Consider the following 24,287-nt stretch of genomic DNA (forward strand, 5'->3'; position numbering starts at 1 on the left):
GACGTGGTCGACCCCAGCGACGGCGGCGATGATGAACTCGTCCGCCCCCGTGTCGCCCAAGACCGCGAGCGTCTCGAGCACTCGGACCGGTTCGGGGTCGAGCTCCGACAGATGAGCGCGGAACATCGAAACGAGGTCGCTGGGAGCGGGCAGTCGACCGCGCTCGGCCATCGCGCGCAGAGAGGCGATCGGGTATTCGCTCAGCAGGGAGCGGAGGAGAAGAGGACTGCCGCCGGTGTGACGCCGGAGCGCATCGGCGAACTCGGGAGTGGCGGAGGGGTCCTCCGCCCGCACGACAGTGAGGCTCGTCTCCTGGTCGAGCCCGTCGAGCGTGATACGGAACAGCGCCTCGGCCGCCTCCATGACCGCATTCCACTGGCGATGGCGCGGCCCGCTGGGGCGATGTGCGGCGATGATCAGCACACGATCGCCCGCCATGCGCTCCAGCAGGACACCGAGCGCATCGATCGATTCGGGGTCCGACCACTGCAGGTCGTCGATGAGCAGAGCGACGGGGCCGCTGAGATGCCGTTCGTCGATGACCTCGCCCAGCCGGCGCGCGACCCGCAGTCGGTTGAAGTCATCCGGAGGCAGGTCCGGCTCGAGCTGTCGGGCCACCGCGAGCGAGTCGGCCTGATCATTCTCCCGCGCCGAGACACGCAGTACCTGGCCGGGCGGAAAGTGACGCGCCACCCAGCGGGCCAAGGAACTCTTGCCGTACCCCGCCTCGCCCGCGATATCGAGCACCGTCGGCGTGCCGGCCGCGGCAGACTCGACGGCTGAGCGAACGATCCGCTCGATGGTCTCAGGCCACCGCATCGCCATGGCTTCTCCACCTCGTCGAATCGCTCCCGCGCCGTTCACACCCGACTCGCTACGCGCGAGTCTATCGGCGCGAAATCGACGGCGGCACGACTAGACGTAAGGGACAGCCGCGCCGATCCGATCCGCCTGCACGCTGGGAGTACCGGTCGTCACCGGGACACTCTTCTCGCCCATCTCACTCAATGGAGTCCCCTCATGATCGCCACTGTGATCGCCGCTCTCATCGGCAACTACATGACCACCCTTTTCGTCGTCGGCCTCATCGTCGCCGCGGTGAAGATCCTCTCCCACCGAGGTCGGCGCACTGCCGAGTTCGTCAGCGGTACCCTTCTGAACTCCTTCGTCATCTGGGCGGTCGGCGTTGCGCAGACGGTCAACTTCGTCATGCACTCCTTCTTCGGCGACTACGCCGCGAAGACCATCGGGTGGGCTCAGAGCCCCTTCCAGCTCGAACTGGCCATCAGCAGCCTCGGCGTGGGTGTCATGGCGTTCATCCTGGGTCGACGGGCCGCCCCCCTCATCGGCAAGGTCGCCATCATCGTCGCCGTCGCGATCTTCGGCTACGGCGCCGCCGCCGGTCACATCTACCAGATGGTCGTGAACCATGACTACGCAGCCAACAACACCGGCCTCCTGCTCTTCTCCGACATCGCCATCAACACCGTCGGGCTGGCTCTCATGATCTGGCACATCGTCGCGATCCGTCGTCAGGACGACACGACCGACGCCAGCGCATTCGCCCCCCAGAGCGCCCGTGCCGCCGTCCGTATGTGAGGCGGCCTTCCCGGGCGGCCCGCGGCCGCACAGCACCGATCACCGACACCCGAGCACGAGGACTCCAGACGATGCCCACCCCTACACCTTCGGACATCCGGTTCTCCGCCGACGACGAGTTCGACTGGGAGATCAAGCGGGTGATCGGGCTCTCGTTCGGCGGCGGAGCGGACCTGGGGGCTGTGCTCGCGGCGACCGCGGGGGTCGGCGAAGGCGACCACGCTGAGTGGTTCCGCGCCTGGCACAGCCTCGCCCAGCGAACGGCAGACACCGCCCACCTCGAGGAGTCCGCGGGACGCAGGGTGAGCGCCGCGGGCGGGTACCTCCGCGCGTCGGTCGCCTACGACGTCGCCGTCCAGGCGGCCTCCGCCCTCGAGAACCCCGCCGAGACATCGCTCACGTTCCGCGAGCAGCGCGATGCGTGGGACTCGTTCGTCGCGTGCACGCCCGCCGATGTCGAGCGGGTGGACATCCCCTGCGGCTCCGGGTCGCTTCCGGGCTGGCTGTTCCGCGTGGCATCCCCCGCCCGGCGCCGGACGCTGGTCGTCGTCAACGGTTCACGTGGGTCTCTCGCCGCCCTGTGGGGCTCGGTCGGCGCCGCTGCGCACGCGCAGGGGTACGACGTGCTCCTGTTCGACGGGCCCGGTCAGCAGTCGCAGCTGTTCGAACGCGGCATTCCGTGCCGTCCGGACTGGGAGCACGTGCTGACACCGGTGTTCGACTACCTCGCTGCGCGCGACGACGTCGCCTCGGAGCGGATCTGCGTCTATGGCGTCGGGCAGGGCGGGTACTGGGTGGCGCGGGCACTGGCATTCGAACACCGCTTCGCCGCCGGAGTCGTCGACCCGGGAGTGGTCGAGGCCGCAACCCGAGCGGATGAGCTGGAAACCGTCGCCGGTGCGATCGTCACTCCGTTGCTCATCATGAGCGCCGAGGACGAACAGATCTGGCCGGGTCAGTCCGATCGACTCGCAGCGATGACCCCGGGGATCTCGACCCTCTTCCGCTTCACGGCCGCAGAAGGCGCGAGCGGCCACGGTCAGCCGCTCGCCCGCGCCCTGACAGCCGAGCGGATGTTCGCCTGGCTCGATGAGCGGCTCTCGCGGTCGACCGCGCGCGAGCGAACGAAGTCTGACCGGGCGTTGTGGCGGAGACGGAGGGATTTGAACCCTCGGTCCCCGTGAGGGGACTCCACCTTAGCAGGGTGGTGCACTAGGCCGAACTATGCGACGTCTCCAGGCATCCGGCTCGCAAGAGCATGGATGCGCCTGGCAATCATACCTGGTGAACTCCGCGGAGCCGAACCGCCCTCAGACCTCGCGCCAATCCACGGAGCGCAGATGCGACCCCGCCTGCGGGCCCATGAGGAGCATGCCGCCGTCGACCGCCCAGCTCGCACCGGTCACGTACGACGCGGCCGGCGAGGCGAGGAACGCGACGACCGCGGCGATCTCTTCGGGGGTGCCGGGGCGGGCGAGCGGGATGCCCGGACGACGCTCGTGCTGGGCGTCCTCCGAGGTCATGTCGTTCAGCGGAGTGGCGATCTCGCCCGGTGCGACCGCATTCACCGTGATGCCGAGCGGGCCGAGCTCGATCGCCATCGTCTCGACGAGGCCACCGAGTCCGTGCTTGGCGGCGACGTAGGCGGCGGATCCGACCCGGGGCTGGTGCTCGTGCACGCTGCTGACCGCGATGATGCGTCCGCCGGTGCCGGCCGAGAGCATGCGCCGGGCTGCCGCCTGCATGCCGACGAACGCGCCGTCGAGGTTGAGAGCGAGCACGTCGCGCCACTCCTCGACGGAGATCTCGGTCACCGGGGTGCCACCGCCGCCCCCGGCATTGCTCACGAAGACGTCGACGCCGCCGAGCTCGTCGAAGAGCCCTTCGAGGGTGCGACGCGCGTCGTCGAGTCGGGTCACGTCGAGCTGCGCCACGACGGCGCGGGATCCGCGGGCCCGCACGGCTTCGGCCGTCGCCTCGGCGCCCTCGCGGTCGCTGTGCCAGGTGACCCCGACGTCGAGCCCCTGCTCGGCGAGCGCGATGGCCGTCGCCGCGCCGATGCCGGAATCGGATGCCGTGACGACCGCGTGGCGGGGAGTGAAGGGCTTCTGCATGCCTCCGACGCTAGGCGTCGGCGCGTCCCCCGTCTGCGGGGTTTACATCGTGCGGCTCGACGCGTAAGGCGCTACCTCTGCGCGACGTTGCCGTTCGAGCAGGTCTCCTGCGCGGCGGTCTGTCCGGTGATGGCCGAGTCGAGTTCGACGCCGGTCTCGACAGGGGCATCCGTGGCGCCGGGAGTCGCGCCGGCCGTCGCGGCCGGATCGGGCGCAGGGGTGCCCGGATCGACGACGACCACACCGTCTCCTTGGCTGGCATCGCCCGTGAGGATGAGCGGCTGATTGGCCTCGAGGGCATCCCACAGCGACTGGGCGGCGACCTTGTTCGGCACGACCTTGTTGGGGTCGTCCGGGTCGCCGTTCACGGGGTACTGCACGAAGACGATCTCCTCGAATGGCACGTTCTTCACGGCGAGCGCGATCTGCACGAGCGTCATCGGATTGGTGAGGCTCTGCGAGGGCGTGACGTTGTCGACCGCGGTGACGGCCAGCTTGTACAGCGTCGCCGGGTTGGAGAGCACCTCTTCGCTCACGAGCTTGCGGGCGAGCCTCGACATGTACTGCTGCTGGTTCGAGATGCGGCCGAGGTCGCCGCCGTTGCCGACGCCGTGGCGGGTGCGGAGGAACTGGAGGGCCTCGACACCGGCGATGTTGCGGTTGCCGGCGGGCCAGTCGATGCCCGTGTACTTGTCGCGGATGCCGTTGGCGAGGCACACCTCTACGCCGCCGATCGCGTTCGTGACCTCGATCACACCGCCCCACGTGACCTTCGCGGCGTACTGGATGGGCTGCCCGGTGAGCTGGGAGACCGCCTTCACGACGCACGCGAGGCCGCCGACGCTGAACGCGGAGTTGAGGGGCTGCTTCGACATGGCGCTCGTCTGCGACCCGTCCTCCGCCGTGCACGACGGGATGGGCAGCATGAGGTCGCGCGGGAAGGAGATGACCGTGACGCGACGCGGAGCGTCGGAGATGTGCACGAGCATGTTGACGTCGTTGAGCTCGCCCTCGGCGTCGGCACCGGTGCAGCGGTCGCCGAAGATGCTCGCGTACGCCTCTTCGCAGGCATCCGTTCCCGCGAGGAACAGGTTGACGCCGCCCTCGATGGCTCCGATGTCGGGCGGCAGGTTCTCGTTGCCCTCGAGCTCCACGGCGTCGTCGGTGAAGCTCGCCGTGAGGTCGTATGCCGCGTACGCGGCCACGCTGATACCGGAGACGAGCGCGACGATCGCGGCGATGCCGACGACCTTCAGCAGCATGCTGAAGGGGTTCGGCGACTTGAGCTCGCCGTGGCGCGCAACGGTGTGACGGCCGCGCGGGGCGGGCTTGGTCGTCGGGCTCACTCGGGTCCTCTCGGGGGATCTGCCTGGTCGGGCTCTCGCCGCGCACACCCGGGACCGTTTGCGGAGGGTGTGGGATTCGAACCCACGGGACATCTCTGCCCACTGGTTTTCAAGACCAGGTCCATCGGCCGCTCGGACAACCCTCCCGACTCCGGCCGCTCTCGCGACAACAGTCGAACAGGCGTCGAGTCTAGTCGACGGCACTGCCTCTCATCGTCGCACGCACGCCTGTGGAGGCGCTGAGCGAGGGCCGTGCTAGAGCCCGCGGAGCACCGCGGCGACGCCGCCGTCGCTGACTGAGGATGTGAGCTCGCCCGCGGCATCCCGCACCTCCTGCGGACCCTGCGCCATCGCGACCGCGCGACCGCCGTTGCGCAGCGCCCACTGGAACATGCCCACGTCGTTGCGCCCGTCGCCGATCACGAGCACGTGCGCCGGGTCGATGTCCAGCCATCCCCGCACCCGGTCGAGCGCGGTCGACTTGTCGACGCCCTCCGGCGCGATGTCGAGCCAGGCGCTCCACCCGATCGCGTACGACACCTGCGTGAGGCCCATCCCGGCCACGATGTGCCCGAACTCCTCCTGCGATTCGTCGGGAGACACGGCCACGACGCGGCACACCGGCTGCGCGGACAGCTCGGCGAACGGCACGCGCCGCGCGTTCGCGAGGTTCCAGTCGTGCATCTCCTCCGTGTACAGGCGGCGCCCGTCGGCGAGCTCCACCATGTACCGGGCCTGCGGGAGGTTCTCGCGCAGCACCGTGAGCACGTCGGTCGGGTCGAACGTCTCGACGTGGAAGCGCTCGTACTGCAGCTCCTCGGCGAGGTCTCCCCCGCGCCGCTTGAGGATGACGGCGCCGTTGGAGCACACGACGTACTCCGGGGCGATCTCGAGCACGCGCATGATGCCGCGCGTGCCCTCCCACGACCGTCCGGTCGCGAGCATGACCTCGTGGCCCGCGCGGTGCGCGTGCTCGATGGCCTCGATCACACCGGGGCTCATCGACTCGTCTTCGAGGATGATCGTGCCGTCGATGTCGAGTGCGATGAGCAGTCGCTCGGTCGCGACATCCGGGTTCTCGGTGTCGTCGGCGATGTGCTCGACGAGCTTCGCGGCCTTCGTGGGCTTCACGACCTTGATCGAGCCCGTCGGAGGAAGGTGCGAGCTGCTCACTCGATCGGCTCCATGACCTCGAGCCCGCCGAGGTACGGTCGCAGCACCTCGGGGACGACGACGGAGCCGTCGGCGCGCTGGTGCGTCTCGAGGATCGCCACGATCCAGCGCGTGGTCGCGAGGGTGCCGTTGAGGGTCGCGACCGTCTGGGTCTTTCCGACGCCGCCGCCCTCGACCTCGGGCCGGTGGCGGATGTCGAGCCGCCGCGCCTGGTAGGTCGTGCAGTTCGAGGTGGAGGTGAGCTCGCGGAAGGCGTCCTGCGTGGGGACCCAGGCCTCGATGTCGTACTTGCGCGCGGCGCTGGAGCCGAGGTCGCCCGCCGCGACGTCGATCACGCGGTAGCTCAGACCGAGATCGTGCAGCATGGCCTCCTGCAGCGCGACCAGGCGCAGGTGCTCGGCCTCGGCGTCTTCGGGGGTCGTGTAGACGAACATCTCGAGCTTGTTGAACTGGTGCACGCGGATGATGCCGCGGGTGTCCTTGCCGTACGACCCGGCCTCGCGGCGGTAGCACGTCGACCATCCGGCGTAGCGCTTCGCGCCCTTCGCGAGATCGAGGATCTCGCCCATGTGGTAGCCGGCGAGCGGCACTTCGCTCGTCCCCACGAGGTAGAGGTCGTCCTCCTCGAGCCGGTAGACCTCGTCGGCGTGCTGGCCGAGGAATCCCGTGCCGCGCATGACCTCGGCTCGCACGAGCGTCGGCGGGATCATGGGGATGAACCCGGCGTCGAGTGCGCGTTGGAGGGCGAGCGACATCAGCGCGAACTCGAGGCGCGCGCCGACGCCGGTGAGGAAGTAGAAGCGGCTGCCCGACACCTTCGTGCCGCGCTCCATGTCGATGGCCCCGAGCAGCTCGCCGAGGGCGAGGTGGTCGCGGACCTCGAAGTCGAACACGGGGGGCTCTCCGTGCGTGCGGAGGGTGACGAAGTTCTCCTCGCCGCCGGCGGGCACGTCGTCGATCACGATGTTCTCGATGCGCGACAGGGCGGCATCGGATGCCTCCTCCGCGGCGGCGACGGCGTGCTGGGCGAGCTTCACCCGCTCGCTGAGCTCCTTCGCCTCGGCGACCAGGGCGGCCTTCTCGTCTTTCGGAGCCTGCGCGACCTTCTTGCCGTGCGCGTTCTGGGCCGCGCGGAGCTCTTCGAACGCCGTGATCGCCGCTCGGCGTGCACGGTCGGCCTCGACGGCGTCGTCGACCGTGTCGGGCGACTCGCCGCGCTTGATCTGCGAGCGCTTGACCAGCTCGGGATTCTCGCGGAGGAGGACGGGATCGATCACGCGTCAATCCTCGCACGACGGCGGGAGGGAGGCATCCGCGAGCCGCTCCCCCCGCTGCACCGCGCACTGCATCGCCGGGCCCGAAGAACTCTAGGGTGGAGCCATGGCACCCGCTCCCGGACCCGACGGCGAAACGGGCTCCGTCGACGGGTCGCGCCGGGCCGCGCTCGTGTACAACCCCACGAAGGTGGATGCCGCGTCGCTCCGCGCCGCGGTCGTCGCGCACTCCGAGGCCGCGGGGTGGGGAGAGCCCCTCTTCTACGAGACGAGGATCGAGGACCTCGGCGACGGCGTGACCCGCCAGGCCCTCGCCGACGGCGCCGCGGCCGTGCTGGTGGCGGGCGGCGACGGCACGGTGCGTGCCGTGTCGGAGGGGATGTCGGGAAGCGGCGTCCCTCTGGCGATCGTGCCGAGCGGCACCGGCAACCTGCTCGCCCGCAACCTCAAGCTCCCGCTCGATCACCGCGACGCCATGATCTCGGCGGCCTTCGGCGGTGACCGCGTGCCGATCGACATCGGGTGGGTCACGCTCCGCCGACCCGACGGGTCGCGCGAGGAGCATGCGTTCGTCGTGATGGGCGGGATCGGCCTGGATGCCGCGATGATCGCGAACACCAATCCGCAGCTGAAGAAGTCGGTCGGCTGGGTCGCGTACATCGACGGCGCCGCCCGCTCGCTGCCGAGCGCCAAGCCGTTCCGCGTCATGTACCAGGTGGCCGGGCACAAGCTGCACTCGGCGAAGGTGCAGAGCGTGCTGTTCGCCAACTGCGGATCGCTCCCGGCGGGCCTCGAGCTCATCCCCGAGGCATCCGTCGCCGACGGCGCGCTCGACGTGGTCGTGTTCCAGCCCAAGGGCGCGTTCGGCTGGCTCTTCGTGTGGCGGCGCGTGGCGTGGGACAACAGCGTGCTGCGCCGGTTCCGCGCCGGTCGACGCGTGCTGTCGCTGCGCACGAAGGACAACGCGGTGCGGTACTTCGTGGGCACCGGCATCGAGATCGGCGCCTCCGAGGCGCGGTTCGTCCAGCTCGACGGAGACGAGTTCGGCGAGGCGGTGCAGGTCGCGGCTCGCGTCGACCCGGGCGCCCTGGTGATCGCCGTGCCCCCGGGGCACGCCACCACGAGCCTCTGAGCGCCGCGGACCCGTGCCCACCGGGGGCGTAGACCCTCGCGCGGAACCCGTCAAGACGGACCTCGGCCTCCTCCCGCACGGCTAGCGTCGGAGCATGACTTCGATCGTGTGGTTCCGCGACGATCTGCGCCTGGCGGACAATCCTGCTCTGCGCGCGGCCCTCGATCGCGATGAGCCGGTCGTCGGCCTCTACGTGCTCGACGAGGAATCCCCCGGCATCCGGCCCCTCGGCGGTGCGGCGAAGTGGTGGCTGCACGGAAGCCTCGCCGAGCTCGGCGAGCGCCTGGAGGAGCGCGGTTCGCAGCTCGTCCTCCTCCGCGGACCGGCCGACAAGATGGTTCCCCGCGCGGTGCAGGATGCCGGGGCATCCGCCGTCTTCTGGAACCGCCGCTACGGCCAGGCCGAACGCGACATCGACACCGGCCTCAAGGCTCGCCTGCGCGACGACGGGCTCGAGGTCGCCTCGTTCGGCGCGTCGCTCCTGTTCGAGCCGTGGACGGTGCGCACGGGATCGGGCACGCACTTCAAGGTGTTCACGCCGTTCTGGAAGGCGTGTCTGGGCCTGCCCGCACCCCGCGCGCCCCTGCCCGAGCCGCGGGAGATCCCCGGCCCGAGCGACCGCGTGGCCTCCGACGACCTCGACGCGTGGTCGCTGCTGCCCACGAGGCCCGATTGGGCGGGCGGGCTCCGCGAGACGTGGGAGCCCGGCGAGCGGGCCGCCCGCGCACGGCTGCGGGAGTTCCTCGAGGAGGATCTGAAGACCTACGCGAAGGCGCGCGACGAGCCGTCGGCGGGTGCGACGTCGATGCTCTCCCCGCGGCTGCGGTGGGGCGAGATCAGTCCGCACGCGGTGTGGCACGCCGCCGTGGATGCCGGAGCCGACCGGTTCCTCTCGGAGCTGGGCTGGCGAGAGTTCGCGTGGCACACGCTCTTCCACTCCCCCGATCTTGCGACGAAGAACCTCCGTCCCGAGTTCGACGCCTTCCCGTGGCCGCGCCTGAAGCCCTCGCAGCTCGAGGCGTGGCAGCACGGGGAGACCGGGATCCCGCTCGTCGACGCCGGCATGAAACAGCTCTGGCACACCGGATGGATGCACAACCGCGTGCGCATGGTGACGGCATCCTTCCTCGTGAAGAACCTGCTCATCGACTGGCGGCACGGCGAGGAGTGGTTCTGGGACACGCTCGTCGACGCCGACGGCGCGAACAACCCGTTCAACTGGCAGTGGGTCGCGGGCTCGGGCGCCGACGCCGCGCCCTACTTCCGGGTGTTCAACCCGATCCTGCAGCAGGAGAAGTTCGACAGGCACGGAGCGTACGTGCGCGAGTGGGCGCCGGGAAGCGCCGCGCTCGATCCGATCGTCGACATCGGGCAGACCCGCAAGGAGGCCCTCGCGGCGTACGAGGTGGTGAAGCGCTCCTGACGACGGATGCCGGACGGAATGCCTCCGACCGGCCGGGCGTTGCCTTCGGGGATGACTTCCGCAGCCCCCGCCCTCTCCGTCCTCGATCTCGTCCCCGTCCGCGCCGGCCAGACCAGCAGCCAGGCGGTCGGCGCGTCGCTGAGCCTCGCGCAGCGGGCGGATGAGCTGGGCCTGCGCCGGTACTGGTTCGCCGAGCACCACAACATGCCGGCCGTGGCCTCCACCACCCCGCCGATCCTGATCGCCGCGGCCGCGGGCCGCACCACGCGAATCCGGGTCGGATCGGGCGGCGTCATGCTCCCCAACCACTCGCCCCTCGTCGTCGCCGAGCAGTTCGCGGCGCTGGAGGCGATCGCGCCCGGACGCATCGACCTGGGCATCGGGCGCGCGCCCGGCAGCGACCCCGTCATCACGCAGCTGCTGCGGATGTCGGGAACCACGAGCGACGTCGACCGCTTCCCCGACCACGTGCGCGACATCCGCGCGCTCGCCTCGCCCGAGGGAGCGACGCTGCGCTTCGCGTCGGGCGGCACGTACGACGTGCACGCGACCCCGGCGGCGACGACCCAGCCCGAGGTCTGGCTGCTCGGTTCGAGCGACTACTCCGCCCAGCTCGCGGCCGCACACGGACTTCCGTACGTCTTCGCGAACCACTTCTCCGGCGAGGGCCTGGAGCGCGCGCTCGACCTCTACCGCGCGCAGTTCCAGCCGAGCGAGACGCATCCCGTGCCCGTCACGTTCCTCACCGCCAACGCCATCGCCGCCCCCACGCAGGAGGAGGCGGAGGAGCGCGCGATCCCGCAGCTGCGGATGATGGCCCGGCTGCGGCAGAACCGCCCACTGACCGCGCTCGAGACCGTCGAGCAGGCGCGGGCCGCGGCATCCGATTTCGACTCGCTCGGCGAGCAGATCATGGCCGGCAGTCGCGCGAAGTGGTTCGTGGGCACCGGCGCGTCGGTCGCATCCGAGCTGCGCGCGTTCGCGGCGCGCTGGGGCGTCGAGGAGGTCATGATCTCGCCGGTCGCGGGCGCCTACGACGCCGAGCCGATGGATGCCTCTCCCGGCCGCGTGCAGACGCTCGAGCTCGTCACAGCCGCTCTCGCCGCCTGATCCGCGCGTTCCGTCGGGCTACAGGCCGATGAGCCTGTGCGGGCGGAGCGCGATCACGAGGGAGAAGTCGTCGACGAGACGCTGCAGCGACCAGCCGAGCGCGTCGAGCCCCGCCGTGTACTTCGCGAGGTACTGCTCGCGCACCCGCTCCATCCACACCGCCGTCGGCTCGGAGAGGAGCTCGGCGTCGCCCTGCAGCACGAGCCACTCCTCGCCGTCGGCGCTCGTCTCGAGCTGGAGCATGGCGCGCCGGTCGGCGCGGAGATTGCGCGCCTTGGCGGCGTGGGGCTGACTGAACGTGATGACGGCCTCGTCGTGCCACACGAACCACACCGGGACGGCGTGCGGGTAGCCGTCGCGCCCGTTCGTGCCGAGCCATCCGATCTCGCGATCGGCGAGGAGCTCGAGGGCGCGCGCGTGCCGCGGGTCGGACGCGTCGAGGCGGAACGTCACGACTCCTCCGGCTCGCCCGAGATGAGCGCGCGCAGCCAATCGCGCGCCTCCACGAACACGTCGTCGGAGTACCGCTCCGGATACCGGACGACAGCGCGGTCGGCGCGCGGATACGAGCCGAGGAACACCACCTTGGGGCTGTAGCGGCGCAGCCCCATCAGCGCGTCGGCCATGCGCTCGTCGTGCACGTGGCCGTCGGCGTCGATCACGAAGCGGTAGCGACCGAGGGCGTCGCCGATGGGGCGGGAGGCGAGCAGCGACAGGTTGATGCCGCGGGTGGCGAACTGCTCGAGCATCTCGAGGAGGCCACCCGGGTGGTCGTCGGGGAGCTCGACGATGAGCGACGTCTTGTCGGCCCCGGTCGGAGGGGGCGACGCGACCGTGCGGCTCACGAGCACGAAGCGCGTCACGGCGTTGTCGTTGTCGCCGATGTCCTCCGCCAAGAGCTCGACATCGTGGTGCTCGAGGATGCCGGGCGGCGAGATCGCGGCGTCGGCGTCGCTCGTGCCGTCGAGCAGGCCCACGGCGCTGGCGACGTTGCTCGCGGCGGGGACGTGCGCGTGCGCGGGGATGTGACGGGAGAGCCACTGCAGGCACTGCGCGTAGGCGACGGGGTGCGCGGCCACGAGCGAGACGTCGGCGAGCGTCGCCCCCGGTCGGCCGACGAGCACGAAGCGCACCGGAACGAGGTACTCCCCCACGATCCGCAGGCCGGGCACCGTCGCGAGGGCGTCCTGCGCGGTCGACACCCCGCCGTCGACGGAGTTCTCGATCGCGATCATCGCGGCATCCGATCGGCCCTCGACGACGTCCGCGAGCGCCTCGGCGACGTTGCGCACCGGCCGCCAGTCGTGGCCGCGGGCCTCGGGCACCTGCGCGAGCGCCGCTTCGGTGAAGGTTCCGGCCGGGCCCAGGTAGCTGTAGGTGCGGCGGACGGGGGCCTCGGGCTCGGGGATCACGCGGATCAGCCTAGCCCTCGGCTTCCGGCGCCCGCCGATCGTGACGGGACGCGTGCGCCGGATGCCCGGACGGGGCAGACTGAACGCATGAGCCGCGCAGGACAGCCCGCCGAAGCATCCGACCTGATCGACGTCGATGACCTCATCGCCGCCTACTACGACCGAAAGCCCGACGCGGGCGCGCCCGAGCAGCGGGTCGCGTTCGGCACGAGCGGCCATCGCGGATCGTCGCTGTCGACGAGCTTCAACGAGGACCACATCCTCGCCACGACGCAGGCGATCGTGGACTACCGCGCCGCAGAGGGCATCGCAGGGCCCCTCTTCCTCGGTCGCGACACGCACGGCTTGTCGCTGCCCGCGGAGCGCAGCGCCATCGAGGTGCTGGTCGCGAACGGCATCGATGTGCGCATCGACGCGCGGGACTCCTGGGTGCCCACACCGGCGCTGAGCCACGCGATCCTCGCGTACAACAAGGGTCGGGCGCTCGATGACCCGGGCCGCGCGGACGGCATCGTCGTGACGCCCAGCCACAACCCGCCGCGCGACGGCGGCTTCAAGTACAACCCGCCGAACGGCGGGCCCGCCGACACCGACGCCACCGGGTGGATCGCCGACCGCGCCAATGCCCTCATCGCCGCGGGGCTCGAGGGCGTCTCGCGCGTGCGCTTCGCCGACCTCGACGGCGACACGGTGGGCGAGTACGACTTCCGCGAGCACTATGTCGCCGACCTCGCGAACATCATCGACGTCGAGGCGATCGCGAAGGCGGGCGTGCGCATCGGCGCCGACCCGCTGGGCGGGGCATCCGTGGAGTACTGGGCCCTCATCGCCGAGCGGTACGGCCTGCAGCTGACCGTCGTCAACCCGGACGTCGACCCGACGTGGAAGTTCATGACGCTCGACTGGGACGAGAAGATCCGGATGGATCCGTCGTCGCCCTCCGCGATGGCGTCGCTCGTCGCGCGCCGCCACGACTACGACCTGCTCACGGGCAACGACGCCGACGCCGACCGGCACGGCATCGTGACGCCCGATGCGGGCCTCATGAACCCGAACCACTACCTCGCCGTCGCGATCGACTACCTGTACTCGCACCGCCCGGACTGGCCCGCCGATGCCGCCGTCGGCAAGACGCTCGTGTCGTCGATGATCATCGACAAGGTCACGGCGGCGCTCGGCCGACGCCTCTACGAAGTGCCGGTCGGCTTCAAGTGGTTCGTGCCGGGGCTGCTCGACGGGTCGATCGCCTTCGGCGGCGAGGAGTCGGCCGGCGCGTCGTTCCTGCGCTTCGACGGCTCGGTGTGGACCACCGACAAGGACGGCATCCTGCTGTGCCTGCTCGCCGCCGAGATCCTCGCCGTCACGGGCAAGACGCCGTCGCAGCGCTATGCCGAGCTCGAGGCCGAGTACGGCTCATCGGCCTACCAGCGCGTCGACGCTCCGGCCACGCCGGCGCAGAAGGCCGCGCTGGGCAAGCTGTCGCCGGATGCCGTGACCGCCACCGAGCTCGCCGGAGAGCCCATCACCGGCAAGCTCTCGCACGCACCCGGCAACGGCGCGGCGATCGGCGGGCTCAAGGTGCAGACCGAGCACGCGTGGTTCGCCGCGCGCCCCTCGGGCACGGAAGACGTCTACAAGCTCTACGGCGAGTCGCTGCGCGGCGAGGAGCACCTGCGCGAAGTGCAGGAGGAGGCGCGCGCGGTCGTGTCGGAGGCGCTCGGGGGCGCGTGACCCCGTCCTCCGGCGGGCGGCGGCGTCGAGAACCGTAGGAGTTTCGGCGTCCGACTGGCCGCACGCCGGCCTACGCCGGCGTGTCTCCTCCATCGTCGACGGCGGCGCGGCCCTATAGGGAGCGGGCGAGGTGCTCGCCCGCTGCGCGCAGCCAGCGGGCGGGATCGGCGAGCGCGGACTCCGCGGAGCCTGCGAGATCGGTGAGCGAGACGGATGCCGCGAACGCCGAGGTGTCGGCATCCGCCGCGATCCGCCCGGCGACGAGCGCCACCCGGACGCCCGTCGCCGCGGCGAGTGCGGCGACGTGGGCCGGCGCCTTGCCTGCGGCGGACTGCCCGTCGAACGAGCCCTCGCCCGTGACGACGACGGATGCCGTGGCCACCGCGTGCGGCAGCCCGATCAGCTCGGCGACCTCGGCCGAGCCGGGGACGAGTCGCGCACCCCACGCCAGCAGCGCGAAGCCGGTTCCGCCTGCCGCACCCGCGCCCGGCGTCGACGGGTCCGCTCCCCCGAGCAGCGCCGCCAGCCGGGCGAGGCCAGCATCCACCGCCGCGATGTCGGCGGGCTCGAGACCCTTCTGCGGGCCGAAGACGGCGGCCGCGCCGCCGGGTCCGAGGAGCGGGTGGGTGACATCGCTCAGCACGAGCGCTCCCCCGGCGGGCACCGGACGAAGCTGCGAGAGATCGATCGAGGCGATGTCGGCCAGGCCTTCGGCGCCGGACGCGACCGGGCGGCCGTCGGCATCGGCGAACCGCGCACCGAGCGCGGTGAGAAGACCGACGCCCCCGTCGGTCGAGGCGCTCGATCCGATGCCGAGCACGAGCCGCGAGACGCCGTGGTCGAGCGCGGCCGCGACGGCCTCGCCGAAGCCCCGCGTCTGGGCGGTCCACGGCAGCCGCCGATCGCCGAGGAGCTCGATGCCCGACGTGGAGGCGAGCTCCACCACGGCGGTGCCGGCGGGGGCGTCGGGTGTCGGCGGGAGCAGCAGCCACGCGGCATCCGTCGACGCATCGTCCGGTCCGGTGACCGTCACGGGCATTCGCTGCGAACCCGGAACGGCCGCGGCGAACGCATCGAGCGTCCCCTCCCCGCCGTCCGCCATCGGACGCAGCACGACATCGTCGTCCGGGCGCACCGACGCCCAGCCGGAAGCGAGCGCCGCCGCCGCGTCGGCGGCGGAGATCGAGCCCTTCAAGCTGTCGGGAGCGAAGACGACGGACGACATGGCGCCTCGCGGATTCACGTGAGGCGGACGGCGGCCCACGACACCACGGGCAGCGTGAAGGAGAGCACGGATGCCGCGACCCCGGCGTCGTCGATCGGGGCCGCGCCGACCCTCTCGGGGTCGTCGAGGGTGTTGGCGGCGTACCTGTCCTCGTCGTGGATGAGGTGCGTCTCCGCGAGCGCGGGTTCGTGCCCGAGGGCCGCAGCCAGAGCGGAGAGGTCGAGGCGGAGGGAGGCGGATTCGGTCGTCGACCTGTTCACCACGAAGAGGCTCGCCCCGTCGTCGTCGATCGTGGCCACGGCGTTGACGGTCGCCACGTCGCCGAACCGCTCGCTCGGGAACGTGCCCGCCGCGATCGGCACCTCGACGACGCGCTCCGCGGCGAGGCGGGAGGTCAGCGCGAACGGGAAGAACGTCGTCTGCCGCCAGGCCGGGCCGCCGGGCTCGGTCATGATCGGCGCGATGACGTTCACGAGCTGAGCGAGGGAGGCCGAGCGAACGCGGTCCGCGTGCTGCAGCAGGGTGATCAGCAGATCGCCGACGACGACGGCATCCAGCACGTTGTACCGGTCTTCGAGCTGGCGCGGCGCCACCGGCCACTCGTCGGGTCGGTACGAGACCGACTGCTCGGCCCACCTGTCCATGTACCAGACGTTCCACTCGTCGAACGAGACCATGATGCGCTTGTCGATCTTGCGGACCGCGGCGACGTGGTCGGCCGTGGCCACGACGCTCTCGATGAAGCGCGCCATGTCGACGCCGGATGCCAGGAACTCCTGCGCGTCGCCGTCGGTCTCCTGGTAGTAGGCGTGGCACGAGATGAAGTCGACGTCGTCGAACGTGTGCTCGAGGACGGTGCGCTCCCAGGCGCCGAACGTGGGCATCGTGCGACCGGAGGATCCGCACGCGACGAGCTCGATCGACGGATCGAGCTGGCGCATCCCCTTGGCGGTGCGCGAGGCCAGCTTGCCGTAGTCGTCGGCATCGCGGTGCCCGAGCTGCCACGGGCCGTCCATCTCGTTGCCCAGACACCACATCCTGACGCCGAACGGCCGGGCGCGACCGTTCGCCGCGCGTTCGCGCGTCCGCGCCGTGTCGACGGACGTGTTCACGTACTCGAGCAGGTCGAGCGCTTCGGCAGTGTCGCGCGTGCCGAGGTTGACGGCGAGCATCAGCTCCGAACCGACCTTGTCGAGCCAGTCCTGGAACTCGTGCAGGCCGACCTGGTTGGTCTCGGTCGCGTGCCACGCGAGGTCGAGCCGCCGCGGGCGCTGGTCGCGTGGACCGATGCCGTCCTCCCAGCGGTAGCCCGAGACGAAGTTGCCGCCCGGATAGCGGATCGTGCTGACCCCGAGCTCGCGCACGAGGTCGATCACGTCGGTGCGGAACCCGTCGGCGTCCGCTGACGGGTGGGTGGGCTCGTGGATGCCGTCGTAGATGTGGCGGCCCAAGTGCTCGACGAAGCCGCCGAACAGTCGCCGACCGAGGTCGGCGATCTCCCGCCGGGGGTCGAGCGATCCGGTGGCATCGATCGTCACGAGGCATCCTGACTGCGCGCACGGCGGCGACGCGTGGGCACGGCGGCGACGACGAGAGCCGCGCTGCCGATGGTGTGGACGAACGGCGGACGGGGCATCCGTTGCGACGAGCGCGAAGCCGGCCGCCGCGAGGGAGTGCTCCGCGCCGAAGGGGTCGTGTGCGACCATACCGCGTGCCGCATCCGCGCCGCCTCCCCGCTCCCGAGCCCTCCTCCTAGGATGTCCGAGACGGACGAGCGACGGCAGGGGCAGCACACATGGCGAAGATCACCGACGTCGCCGCCCGCGCCGGGGTGTCGCTGTCCACGGTGTCGCGCGTGATGAACGGCAACCCGACCGTGGATCCCGTCCTCGCCGAGCGCGTGCGCGCCGCGGCCCTGGAGCTCGGCTACACGGCGAACCCGCTCGCCCGCAGTCTCGTGCTCGGCCGCACACAGACCGTCGCCGTCGTCATCCCCGACCTCGGCAACCCGACGTTCCAGGCGATTTTGCGCGGACTGAGCCGCGCCGCCGCCGACGACGGGTACCACGTGCTCATCGCGGACTCCGCCGAGCAGGTCGACGAGGAGCGCGTGCTCGCCGTCGCGACCCGGCGCCGCACCGACGGCGTCATCCTGTGCGCGCCGCGCCTGGACCAGGCATCCCTCGATGTCCTCCTCCCCGAGCTCGCGCCGGTCGTGGTGGTCAACCGCGCCGCCCAGGACTCGGCACCCGTCGTGGCGGCGGACTACCGGACGGCGCTCGGGGAGCTCGTCGAGCACCTGTACGGCCTCGGGCACCGGCGCGTGGCCTACCTCGCCGGCGTGCCCCGGAGCGCGTCGAACGCGGCCCGTCTCGCCGCTCTCGCCGACGCGCGGGCCGCGCATCCCGATCTGGAGATCGCCGAGCTGCCCTCCGGCGTCGACTTCGACAGCGGTGCGGCGGCGGCCGATGCCGTGTGCGCCAGCGGGGCGACCGCCGTGCTCGCCTTCAACGACCTCGTCGCCATGGGTCTGCTGTCGGCGCTGACCGATCGCGGCATCCGCGTGCCGGCCGACATCTCCGTCGCGGGCTTCGACGACATCCCGTTCGCGCGGTACACCTCCCCGCCGCTCACCACCGCCGCCGTGCCCGCGGCCGAGCTCGGTGCGCAGGCGTGGGCGGCGATGCATGCACTGCTCACCGGGGCCGAGTCCGTGCCGTTCGTCGCGCTGCGACCGCAGACGATCCTTCGCGGAAGCACCGCCGCCGCACCCTGAGCCGGGTCGCATCGCCGGGCCTCCACCACGCCTCCGCCGGCCCGCCTGGATCGGAGAAAAGGGCTCGCTCGGACCCGCTGAAGCCAGGCATCCGAATGGGGACATATCTCCGATTCAACCCGGCCGTCCTCTCACCCGAGCCGCGTGCTACCCTCTCAGAAAACGTTTCCTGAGCGGAGGGCCCGACGATGAGCCGCACGCGCTACGCGCTCGTGGGAGCAGGCTCGCGTGCGCAGATGTACGTCTCCGCGCTCACCGGCCCGCACGCCGACCGCGCCGCCCTCGTCGCGATGTGCGAGCCCAATCCGACGCGGGCGCAGGTCCACGCCGATGCGATCGCCGAGCGGGGATTCGCCCCGCCGAGCAGGTGGCAACCGGACCAGCTCGAGGACATGATCCGCACAGAGCGGGTCGACCGCGTGGTGATCTGCGCACGCGACGACCTCCACGCCGAGCTCATCGTGCGGTCGCTGGATGCCGGAGCCGATGTCGTCGTCGAGAAGCCCCTCACGATCGACGCCCCGAGCGCCGCCGCCATCGAAGCCGCGGTGGAGCGCACCGGGCACGACGTCGTCCTGACCTTCAACTACCGCTACTCGCCGCGCAACAGTGCTCTACGTCACATCATCCAGGACGGCCTGATCGGGCAGGTCACCTCGATCGACTTCTCCTGGATGCTCGACACCTCGCACGGCGCGGACTACTTCCGTCGTTGGCACCGTGAGAAGAAGAACTCCGGCGGACTGCTCGTCCACAAGTCAAGCCACCACTTCGACCTCGTGAACTGGTGGATCCGCCAGACGCCTCGACGCGTCTTCGCGTCGGGCGGGCTTCGGTTCTACGGCGCCGACAACGCCGCCGCGCGCGGCCTCGGCGACCGCCCCGCCCGCGGGACGCACGACGGCGATCACGACCCGTTCGAGCTCGATCTGCGCCACGACCCCTCCCTCTCGGCGCTGTACCTCGACGCAGAGCAGCATGACGGCTACCTGCGCGACCTCGACGTGTTCGGCGACGGCATCACGATCGAAGACAACCTCGCCCTCGTCGTGGACTACTCCGGCGGCGCGACGCTGAGCTACTCCCTCAACGCCCACGCCCCGTGGGAGGGGTACCGCGTCGCGGTGAACGGCACGCTCGGTCGGGTCGAACTCGACGTGGTCGAGCGCGGCGCCGTTCTGGAGGGCGAAGGCCTGCATCCGGTGCTCGATCCGAGCGCGGTCGACGGGCGCACCGCCGCCTCCCTGCGTCCCGAGGGCGAGCGCCTCCTGCTGCAGCGCCACTGGGAGGAGCCGCTCGAGATCCCCATCGACGCGGGCGCCGGAGGTCACGGCGGCGGCGACGCCCTCCTCCTTGCGGATGTCTTCGTCGGCCCGGGCGAGGATCCGCTCGGCCGCCCCGCGACGTGGCGCGACGGCATCCGGTCGATCGCCGTCGGCATCGCCGGCAACCGCTCGCTCGAGACCGGCCTGCCGGTGCGCACGGCCGACCTCGGCATCCCGCTGCTCGCTCGGGACGACGCATGACCCGCATCGTCGTCACCGGCGGCGCGGGACGCGTCGGTCGCACCCTCGTCGCCGGCCTCGCCGCCCGCGGACACGACATCGTGTCGCTGGACCGCGCCGTGTCGGACTCCCCGGACCTCGCGGAGGTCGAGCAGATCGCGGTCGACCTGACGGATGCGGATGCCGCCGCATCCGTCCTCGCGGCGAGCCGCGCCGACGCGCTCATCCACCTGGCGGCGATCGCGGTGCCGTTCAGCGCCCCCGAAGACGTCATCATGCGCACGAACGCGGGCCTCGCGATCTCGGTGCTCGGGGGCGCCGTCGCCGCCGGGATCGGCCGGATCGTCGCCGCCTCCAGCCCGACCGTGATCGGCTACGGGGCTCCCCGGGGCTGGGTCCCCGACCGCCTGCCGCTCGACGAGACGAGCCCCGCGCAGCCGTGGAACGCGTACGCCCTGTCGAAGCTGCTCATCGAGCAGACCATCGGGATGCTGCAGCGCCAGACCGGCGACGACGTGCGGTTCGCCGCATTCCGCCCCTGCTACGTCATCGCCCCCGAGGAATGGGCCGGCGCGCCGACGCAGCAGGGGCACACGGTGCGCGACCGGCTCGACGACCCCGCCCTGTCGGCCCCGGCGATCTTCAACTACGTGGACGCGCGGGATGTCGCGGACTTCGCCGACACCCTCATCGCGGCGCTGCCCGACATCCCCAGCGGCGAGACGTTCTTCGTGGGGGCGGCCGACGCGCTCGCGCGCCGCCCGCTGGCCGAACTCGTCCCGCAGTTCCACCCCGGCACCGAGGAGGTCGCCGCCGCGCTGACCGGCACGACGCCCGCCTTCTCGAGCGCGAAGGCCGAGCGGCTGCTGGGCTGGCGACCGCGGCACGACTGGCGCACCGAGCTGGGCGAACCCGCCGCCTCCGACCTCGCCTTCCCGGCATCCCGATCCTGAAAGGCCGCGCATGCACTTCGACGGCATCCTGTTCTTCCCCGTGACCCCGTTCGATGAGAGCGGCCGCATCGACCACGATCTGCTCGCACAGCACGTCGCGTCCGGCGTCGACGCCGGAGCGGGCGGCGTGTTCCCGGCGTGCGGGACGGGCGAGTTCCACGCCCTGTCGGCCGCCGAGGCCGGGGCCGTCGTGCGCACGGCCGTCGCCGCGGTCGCCGGGCGGGTGCCCGTCGTCGCGGGCTGCGGCGGACCCCTCGGCCATGCGATCGAGGTCGCCCGCGCGGCGGACGACGCCGGAGCGGACGCGCTGCTGGTGCTGCCGCCGTATCTCGTGGGCGGGCCGCAGGCCGGGCTCGTGGCGTACGTCGAGGCGATCGCCTCGGCATCCGCGCTCCCCGTCGTGGTGTACCACCGCGCGAACGCGCAGTTCGCCCCGGACACGATGCGCCGCCTCGCGGCGAACCCGAAGGTCGTCGGATTCAAGGACGGGGTCGGAGACGTCGGCGTCGCCCAGCTCATCGTGCGCGCCGTGCGCGCCGTGCGCGAGGAGGGCCGCACCGATTTCGCGTTCTTCAACGGACTGCTGACCGCGGAGCTCACCCAGGCCGCATACCGCGGCATCGGCATCCCCCTGTACTCGTCGGCCGCCTTCGCGATGATCCCGGAGGTCGCGAACGCCTACTACCGCGCGTACTCCGACGGCGACGAGGTCCGCCGACTCGCGCTCCTCGACGGGTTCTACGCCCCGCTCGTCGCCCTCCGCGACGAGACACCCGGCTTCGGCGTCTCGCTCATCAAGGCGGGCCTGCGCCTGTCCGGCCTGCCCGTCGGTTCGGTGCGCGCCCCGCTCGTCGATCCGACACCCGCCCAGGAAGTGCGCCTCGCCGAGATCCTCGCGGCAGGACGCGCGCTGCTGTGACCGTCGACTTCGGCGACTCGACGATCGCGGCGTTCGACGCGCGCCTCGTGCGCGTGCCGCTGACGCGCCCGTGGGGTGCCGACGTGACCTCGGTCGGCGTGATCGCGACGCACGTCGAGCGCTCGGACGGCGCCGAAGGGTGGGGCTTCTCGTGGACGCCGCAGATCGGGGCATCCGCCGTCCTCGCGCTCACGCAGGACGACATCGCGACGTTCGCGGTGGGGCGCGCGGCCGACCCGAGGGCACTCTGGCCCGAAACCTGGGCTCACCTGCACGAAGCCGGCGGCGGCGGCATCACGTCGATCGCCCTCGCCGGACTCGACCTCGCGCTCTGGGATGCCGCGGCCCGCGCGGCATCCGTCTCGGTGTCGGATCTGCTCGGCCGCCGCCGCGACACCGTGCGCGCCTACGGCTCGGGCGTCAACCTCCATTACACGCAGGAGGAGCTCGTCGCGCAGGTGCGGCGATGGGTGGATGCCGGGTTCGACGCCGTCAAGGTCAAGGTCGGCAAGCCGGATGTCGCGGAGGACCTCGACCGCCTCACGGCGGTGCGCGAGGTGCTCGGACCGGATCGTCAGCTCATGATCGATGCCAATCAGCGGTGGTCGCTGGATCGGGCGACCTCTGCGATGGAGGTGCTGAGCGCGGTGCATCCCGCCTGGATCGAGGAGCCGCTGCGCGCCGACGACCTGGCCGGCCACACCGAGCTCGCCGGGCGCATCGACGTGCCGATCGCGGTCGGCGAGAACCTCCACACCGCCTACCGCTTCGACGAGTTCCTGCGCGCCGGCGCCGCACGCATCGTGCAGCCCAACGTCGTGCGGGTGGGAGGCATCACGCCGTTCCTGCGCATCGCCGACATCGCGACCGCGCACGGTGCGGCGCTGCATCCGCATCTCCTGCCCGAGCTCTCCGGCCAGCTCGCGCTGGCACTCGCGGGCGATCCGCTCGTGGAGGACGTGGAGGATGCCGGGTTCGGCTCCCTCGGCGCGCTCCGCGATCCCTCCCCCGTCGCCATCGCCGACGGACGCCTCACCGAGCAGGCGCACGCCGGCCTCGGCATCCGCTTCCTGTGAACCTCGAAAGGACCGCCATGGTCACCCCCACCGGCACCGCAGAGCTCGACGCCATCACCGCTCGCGCGGCCGCAGCCTTCCCGATCTGGCGGGCATCGGATGCCGCCACCCGCACGGGCTGGCTGCGCGCTCTGGCCGACGCGCTCGACGGGGCAGCCGACGAACTCGTGCCGATCGCCGACCGCGAGACGCGTCTCGGCGAGACCCGCCTCCGCGGAGAGGTCGGGCGCACGACCGGTCAGCTGCGGCTGTTCGCGACCGTCGTCGAGGAAGCGTCGTACCTCGAGCTGACGGTGGACGACGCGGATCCGTCGGCGACCCCGCCGCGCCCCGAGCTGCGACGCCTGCTCGTGCCCGTCGGACCCGTGGCGGTGTTCTCGGCGTCGAACTTCCCGTTCGCGTTCTCGGTGTGCGGCGGAGACACCGCCTCGGCTCTCGCGGCCGGAGCACCCGTGATCGTGAAGGCGCACTCGGGGCACCCGGAGCTGTCGCGCCGCACGGCGGAGATCGCCGCGAACGCCCTCGTCGCGGCCGGCGCGCCGGACGGGTCGCTGCAGCTGATCGAAGGGCGCGAGGCCGGCAACGCCCTCGTGCAGCATCCGGTCGTGCAGGCAGCCGGCTTCACCGGCTCGCTGTCGGGCGGGCGCGCACTGTTCGACCTCGCGAACGGACGCCCTGACCCGATCCCGTTCTACGGCGAGCTCGGCAGCGTCAACCCCGTCGTGCTCACCCCTGCCGCGGTCGCCGCGCGGGGCGAGGCGCTGGCGAGCGGGCTCGCGGGTTCGTTCACCCTCGGCGTCGGTCAGTTCTGCACCAAGCCCGGCGTGGTCTTCGTACCGGCGGGCGCGGGGTTCGAGGCATCCGTCGCCGCCGCCGTCGCGGAAACCTCGGGAGGCGCACTGCTCACCGACCGCATCACCGACGCGTTCCCGTCGGGGATCGACGCCCTCCTCACCGACCCGTCGGTCGACGAGCTCGCCCGCGGGTCGGCCGGCCCCGACGGGGCTCGGCCGATCGTGCTGACGACGGACGCGGCAGCTGTCGCGGAGCGTCCGGAGACCCTGCTCGAGGAGGTCTTCGGACCCGTCACGCTGCTCGTGCGCTACGCCTCCGACGCCGAACTGCATGCGGGGCTCCGCGCCGTGCCGGGCAGCCTGACGGCGACGCTGCACAGCGAGGCATCCGATGACGTCGCCGACACCCTGGCGCTGCTCGAAGCCCGCGCAGGACGCGTGCTGTTCACGGGCTGGCCGACGGGCGTGGCCGTGACGTGGTCGCAGCAGCACGGCGGTCCGTGGCCGGCGACGACGTCGCTGCACACCTCGGTGGGCGCCACCGCGATCCGCCGGTTCCTGCGCCCGATCGCCTTCCAGGACGCGCCCGAGCGCCTGCTTCCTCTCGTGCTCCGCGATGCCGCCCTCGCCGGGCTTCCGCACCGCCGCAACGGGGTGCTGCGCGTCCCCGCGCAGGACTGAGCGCGGGCGCGCTCTCTCCCCTCGGGCTCCGATGTGGCAGCGCA

Annotated in this window: 20 protein-coding genes, 2 tRNA genes and 1 pseudogene; 12 read left to right on the forward strand and 11 right to left on the reverse strand. The window is 71.7% G+C overall.

Going from position 1 to position 24,287, the window contains the following annotated elements; translation table 11 throughout:
• Positions 1 to 471: 471 nt before the first annotated feature.
• Positions 472 to 825, reverse strand: a pseudogene (locus B0B14_RS16975) (ATP-binding protein); the annotation flags it as partial.
• 195 nt (positions 826 to 1,020) lie between these two features.
• Between B0B14_RS16975 and B0B14_RS15855 the strand changes: the two are divergent.
• Positions 1,021 to 1,599 carry a DUF6790 family protein gene (locus tag B0B14_RS15855; RefSeq protein ID WP_076683739.1) on the forward strand — a complete coding sequence of 193 codons (579 nt, stop codon included), beginning with the start codon at positions 1,021 to 1,023 and terminating at the stop codon, positions 1,597 to 1,599.
• Between the two features lie 71 nt (positions 1,600 to 1,670).
• The gene (locus B0B14_RS15860; RefSeq protein WP_076683741.1) at positions 1,671 to 2,783 is read left to right on the forward strand and encodes an alpha/beta hydrolase family protein; all 1,113 of its coding nucleotides are present in this window, start codon (positions 1,671 to 1,673) and stop codon (positions 2,781 to 2,783) included.
• Here B0B14_RS15860 and B0B14_RS15865 read toward each other — a convergent pair.
• From B0B14_RS15865 to serS, 6 genes are all read right to left on the reverse strand, one after another.
• Positions 2,745 to 2,836: transfer RNA gene (locus B0B14_RS15865), tRNA-Ser, on the reverse strand. The genes B0B14_RS15860 and B0B14_RS15865 overlap by 39 nt on opposite strands.
• Positions 2,837 to 2,909: 73 nt before the next feature.
• A complete protein-coding gene (locus B0B14_RS15870) occupies positions 2,910 to 3,713 on the reverse strand; it encodes an SDR family oxidoreductase (RefSeq protein WP_076683743.1) in 804 nt (267 codons plus the stop codon).
• A gap of 71 nt (positions 3,714 to 3,784) precedes the next feature.
• Complete coding sequence (locus B0B14_RS15875; protein ID WP_076683745.1) at positions 3,785 to 5,059, reverse strand: LCP family protein; 1,275 nt, start codon at positions 5,057 to 5,059, stop codon at positions 3,785 to 3,787.
• A gap of 61 nt (positions 5,060 to 5,120) precedes the next feature.
• Positions 5,121 to 5,205, reverse strand: a tRNA-Ser gene (locus B0B14_RS15880).
• Between the two features lie 109 nt (positions 5,206 to 5,314).
• Positions 5,315 to 6,232, reverse strand: coding sequence for an HAD family hydrolase (locus tag B0B14_RS15885; RefSeq protein WP_083710675.1), 918 nt, complete (start codon positions 6,230 to 6,232; stop codon positions 5,315 to 5,317).
• Complete coding sequence (serS, locus tag B0B14_RS15890) at positions 6,229 to 7,509, reverse strand: serine--tRNA ligase (protein WP_076683747.1); 1,281 nt, start codon at positions 7,507 to 7,509, stop codon at positions 6,229 to 6,231. The genes B0B14_RS15885 and serS overlap by 4 nt, the downstream gene beginning before the upstream one ends.
• Positions 7,510 to 7,612: 103 nt before the next feature.
• Here serS and B0B14_RS15895 point away from each other — a divergent pair, with 103 nt between their 5' ends.
• From B0B14_RS15895 to B0B14_RS15905, 3 genes are all read left to right on the forward strand, one after another.
• The gene (locus B0B14_RS15895; protein WP_076683750.1) at positions 7,613 to 8,638 is read left to right on the forward strand and encodes a diacylglycerol/lipid kinase family protein; all 1,026 of its coding nucleotides are present in this window, start codon (positions 7,613 to 7,615) and stop codon (positions 8,636 to 8,638) included.
• 94 nt (positions 8,639 to 8,732) lie between these two features.
• On the forward strand, positions 8,733 to 10,061 hold the full coding sequence (locus B0B14_RS15900; protein WP_076683752.1) for a cryptochrome/photolyase family protein: 1,329 nt from the start codon (positions 8,733 to 8,735) through the stop codon (positions 10,059 to 10,061).
• A 51-nt stretch (positions 10,062 to 10,112) separates the two neighbouring features.
• The gene (locus B0B14_RS15905) at positions 10,113 to 11,171 is read left to right on the forward strand and encodes an LLM class flavin-dependent oxidoreductase (RefSeq protein ID WP_076683754.1); all 1,059 of its coding nucleotides are present in this window, start codon (positions 10,113 to 10,115) and stop codon (positions 11,169 to 11,171) included.
• A gap of 18 nt (positions 11,172 to 11,189) precedes the next feature.
• Here the strand turns inward: B0B14_RS15905 and B0B14_RS15910 are convergent, their stop codons facing one another.
• Positions 11,190 to 11,624, reverse strand: coding sequence for a pyridoxamine 5'-phosphate oxidase family protein (locus tag B0B14_RS15910; protein WP_076683756.1), 435 nt, complete (start codon positions 11,622 to 11,624; stop codon positions 11,190 to 11,192).
• Positions 11,621 to 12,592, reverse strand: a complete 972-nt coding sequence (gene pheA / locus B0B14_RS15915) for a prephenate dehydratase (RefSeq protein WP_372236651.1) — start codon at positions 12,590 to 12,592, stop codon at positions 11,621 to 11,623. The genes B0B14_RS15910 and pheA overlap by 4 nt, the downstream gene beginning before the upstream one ends.
• Before the next feature lie 78 nt (positions 12,593 to 12,670).
• Here pheA and pgm point away from each other — a divergent pair, with 78 nt between their 5' ends.
• Complete coding sequence (pgm, locus tag B0B14_RS15920) at positions 12,671 to 14,314, forward strand: phosphoglucomutase (alpha-D-glucose-1,6-bisphosphate-dependent) (protein ID WP_076683760.1); 1,644 nt, start codon at positions 12,671 to 12,673, stop codon at positions 14,312 to 14,314.
• 112 nt (positions 14,315 to 14,426) lie between these two features.
• Here pgm and B0B14_RS15925 read toward each other — a convergent pair whose 3' ends face one another.
• Positions 14,427 to 15,539, reverse strand: coding sequence for a glycerate kinase (locus B0B14_RS15925; RefSeq protein ID WP_076683762.1), 1,113 nt, complete (start codon positions 15,537 to 15,539; stop codon positions 14,427 to 14,429).
• A 14-nt stretch (positions 15,540 to 15,553) separates the two neighbouring features.
• A complete protein-coding gene (locus B0B14_RS15930; RefSeq protein ID WP_256714428.1) occupies positions 15,554 to 17,077 on the reverse strand; it encodes an arabinosylfuranosidase ArfA in 1,524 nt (507 codons plus the stop codon).
• A gap of 257 nt (positions 17,078 to 17,334) precedes the next feature.
• Here B0B14_RS15930 and B0B14_RS15935 point away from each other — a divergent pair, with 257 nt between their 5' ends.
• The 6 genes from B0B14_RS15935 to B0B14_RS15960 all read left to right on the forward strand — a co-directional run bounded on the left by B0B14_RS15935 (position 17,335) and on the right by B0B14_RS15960 (position 24,243).
• Positions 17,335 to 18,315 (forward strand): LacI family DNA-binding transcriptional regulator, encoded by a 981-nt coding sequence (locus B0B14_RS15935; RefSeq protein WP_076683765.1) that lies wholly within the window; start codon positions 17,335 to 17,337, stop codon positions 18,313 to 18,315.
• Positions 18,316 to 18,503: 188 nt separating this feature from the next.
• Positions 18,504 to 19,841, forward strand: a complete 1,338-nt coding sequence (locus tag B0B14_RS15940; protein ID WP_076683767.1) for a Gfo/Idh/MocA family protein — start codon at positions 18,504 to 18,506, stop codon at positions 19,839 to 19,841.
• Positions 19,838 to 20,773, forward strand: a complete 936-nt coding sequence (locus tag B0B14_RS15945; RefSeq protein WP_076683768.1) for an NAD-dependent epimerase/dehydratase family protein — start codon at positions 19,838 to 19,840, stop codon at positions 20,771 to 20,773. Before B0B14_RS15940 ends, B0B14_RS15945 begins: the two co-directional genes overlap by 4 nt.
• 10 nt (positions 20,774 to 20,783) lie before the next feature.
• Positions 20,784 to 21,692, forward strand: coding sequence for a 5-dehydro-4-deoxyglucarate dehydratase (locus tag B0B14_RS15950; RefSeq protein ID WP_076683769.1), 909 nt, complete (start codon positions 20,784 to 20,786; stop codon positions 21,690 to 21,692).
• Positions 21,689 to 22,768 carry a mandelate racemase/muconate lactonizing enzyme family protein gene (locus B0B14_RS15955; protein ID WP_076683770.1) on the forward strand — a complete coding sequence of 360 codons (1,080 nt, stop codon included), beginning with the start codon at positions 21,689 to 21,691 and terminating at the stop codon, positions 22,766 to 22,768. Before B0B14_RS15950 ends, B0B14_RS15955 begins: the two co-directional genes overlap by 4 nt.
• A gap of 17 nt (positions 22,769 to 22,785) precedes the next feature.
• Positions 22,786 to 24,243, forward strand: a complete 1,458-nt coding sequence (locus tag B0B14_RS15960; RefSeq protein ID WP_076683771.1) for an aldehyde dehydrogenase (NADP(+)) — start codon at positions 22,786 to 22,788, stop codon at positions 24,241 to 24,243.
• The last annotated feature ends 44 nt before the right edge of the window (positions 24,244 to 24,287 follow it).

This window comes from Microbacterium sp. RU33B, assembly GCF_900155915.1.
Taxonomy (GTDB): domain Bacteria; phylum Actinomycetota; class Actinomycetes; order Actinomycetales; family Microbacteriaceae; genus Microbacterium.

Excerpts from the sequence above, each read along its gene's own strand:
- B0B14_RS15855 (WP_076683739.1), top strand. The coding sequence starts at position 1,021 with ATGATCGCCACTGTGATCGCCGCTCTCATCGGCAACTACATGACCACC.
- B0B14_RS15860 (WP_076683741.1), top strand. The coding sequence starts at position 1,671 with ATGCCCACCCCTACACCTTCGGACATCCGGTTCTCCGCCGACGACGAG.
- B0B14_RS15870 (WP_076683743.1), bottom strand. The coding sequence starts at position 3,713 with ATGCAGAAGCCCTTCACTCCCCGCCACGCGGTCGTCACGGCATCCGAT.
- B0B14_RS15895 (WP_076683750.1), top strand. The coding sequence starts at position 7,613 with ATGGCACCCGCTCCCGGACCCGACGGCGAAACGGGCTCCGTCGACGGG.
- B0B14_RS15900 (WP_076683752.1), top strand. The coding sequence starts at position 8,733 with ATGACTTCGATCGTGTGGTTCCGCGACGATCTGCGCCTGGCGGACAAT.
- B0B14_RS15905 (WP_076683754.1), top strand. The coding sequence starts at position 10,113 with ATGACTTCCGCAGCCCCCGCCCTCTCCGTCCTCGATCTCGTCCCCGTC.
- pgm (WP_076683760.1), top strand. The coding sequence starts at position 12,671 with ATGAGCCGCGCAGGACAGCCCGCCGAAGCATCCGACCTGATCGACGTC.
- B0B14_RS15925 (WP_076683762.1), bottom strand. The coding sequence starts at position 15,539 with ATGTCGTCCGTCGTCTTCGCTCCCGACAGCTTGAAGGGCTCGATCTCC.
- B0B14_RS15935 (WP_076683765.1), top strand. The coding sequence starts at position 17,335 with ATGGCGAAGATCACCGACGTCGCCGCCCGCGCCGGGGTGTCGCTGTCC.
- B0B14_RS15940 (WP_076683767.1), top strand. The coding sequence starts at position 18,504 with ATGAGCCGCACGCGCTACGCGCTCGTGGGAGCAGGCTCGCGTGCGCAG.
- B0B14_RS15945 (WP_076683768.1), top strand. The coding sequence starts at position 19,838 with ATGACCCGCATCGTCGTCACCGGCGGCGCGGGACGCGTCGGTCGCACC.
- B0B14_RS15950 (WP_076683769.1), top strand. The coding sequence starts at position 20,784 with ATGCACTTCGACGGCATCCTGTTCTTCCCCGTGACCCCGTTCGATGAG.
- B0B14_RS15960 (WP_076683771.1), top strand. The coding sequence starts at position 22,786 with ATGGTCACCCCCACCGGCACCGCAGAGCTCGACGCCATCACCGCTCGC.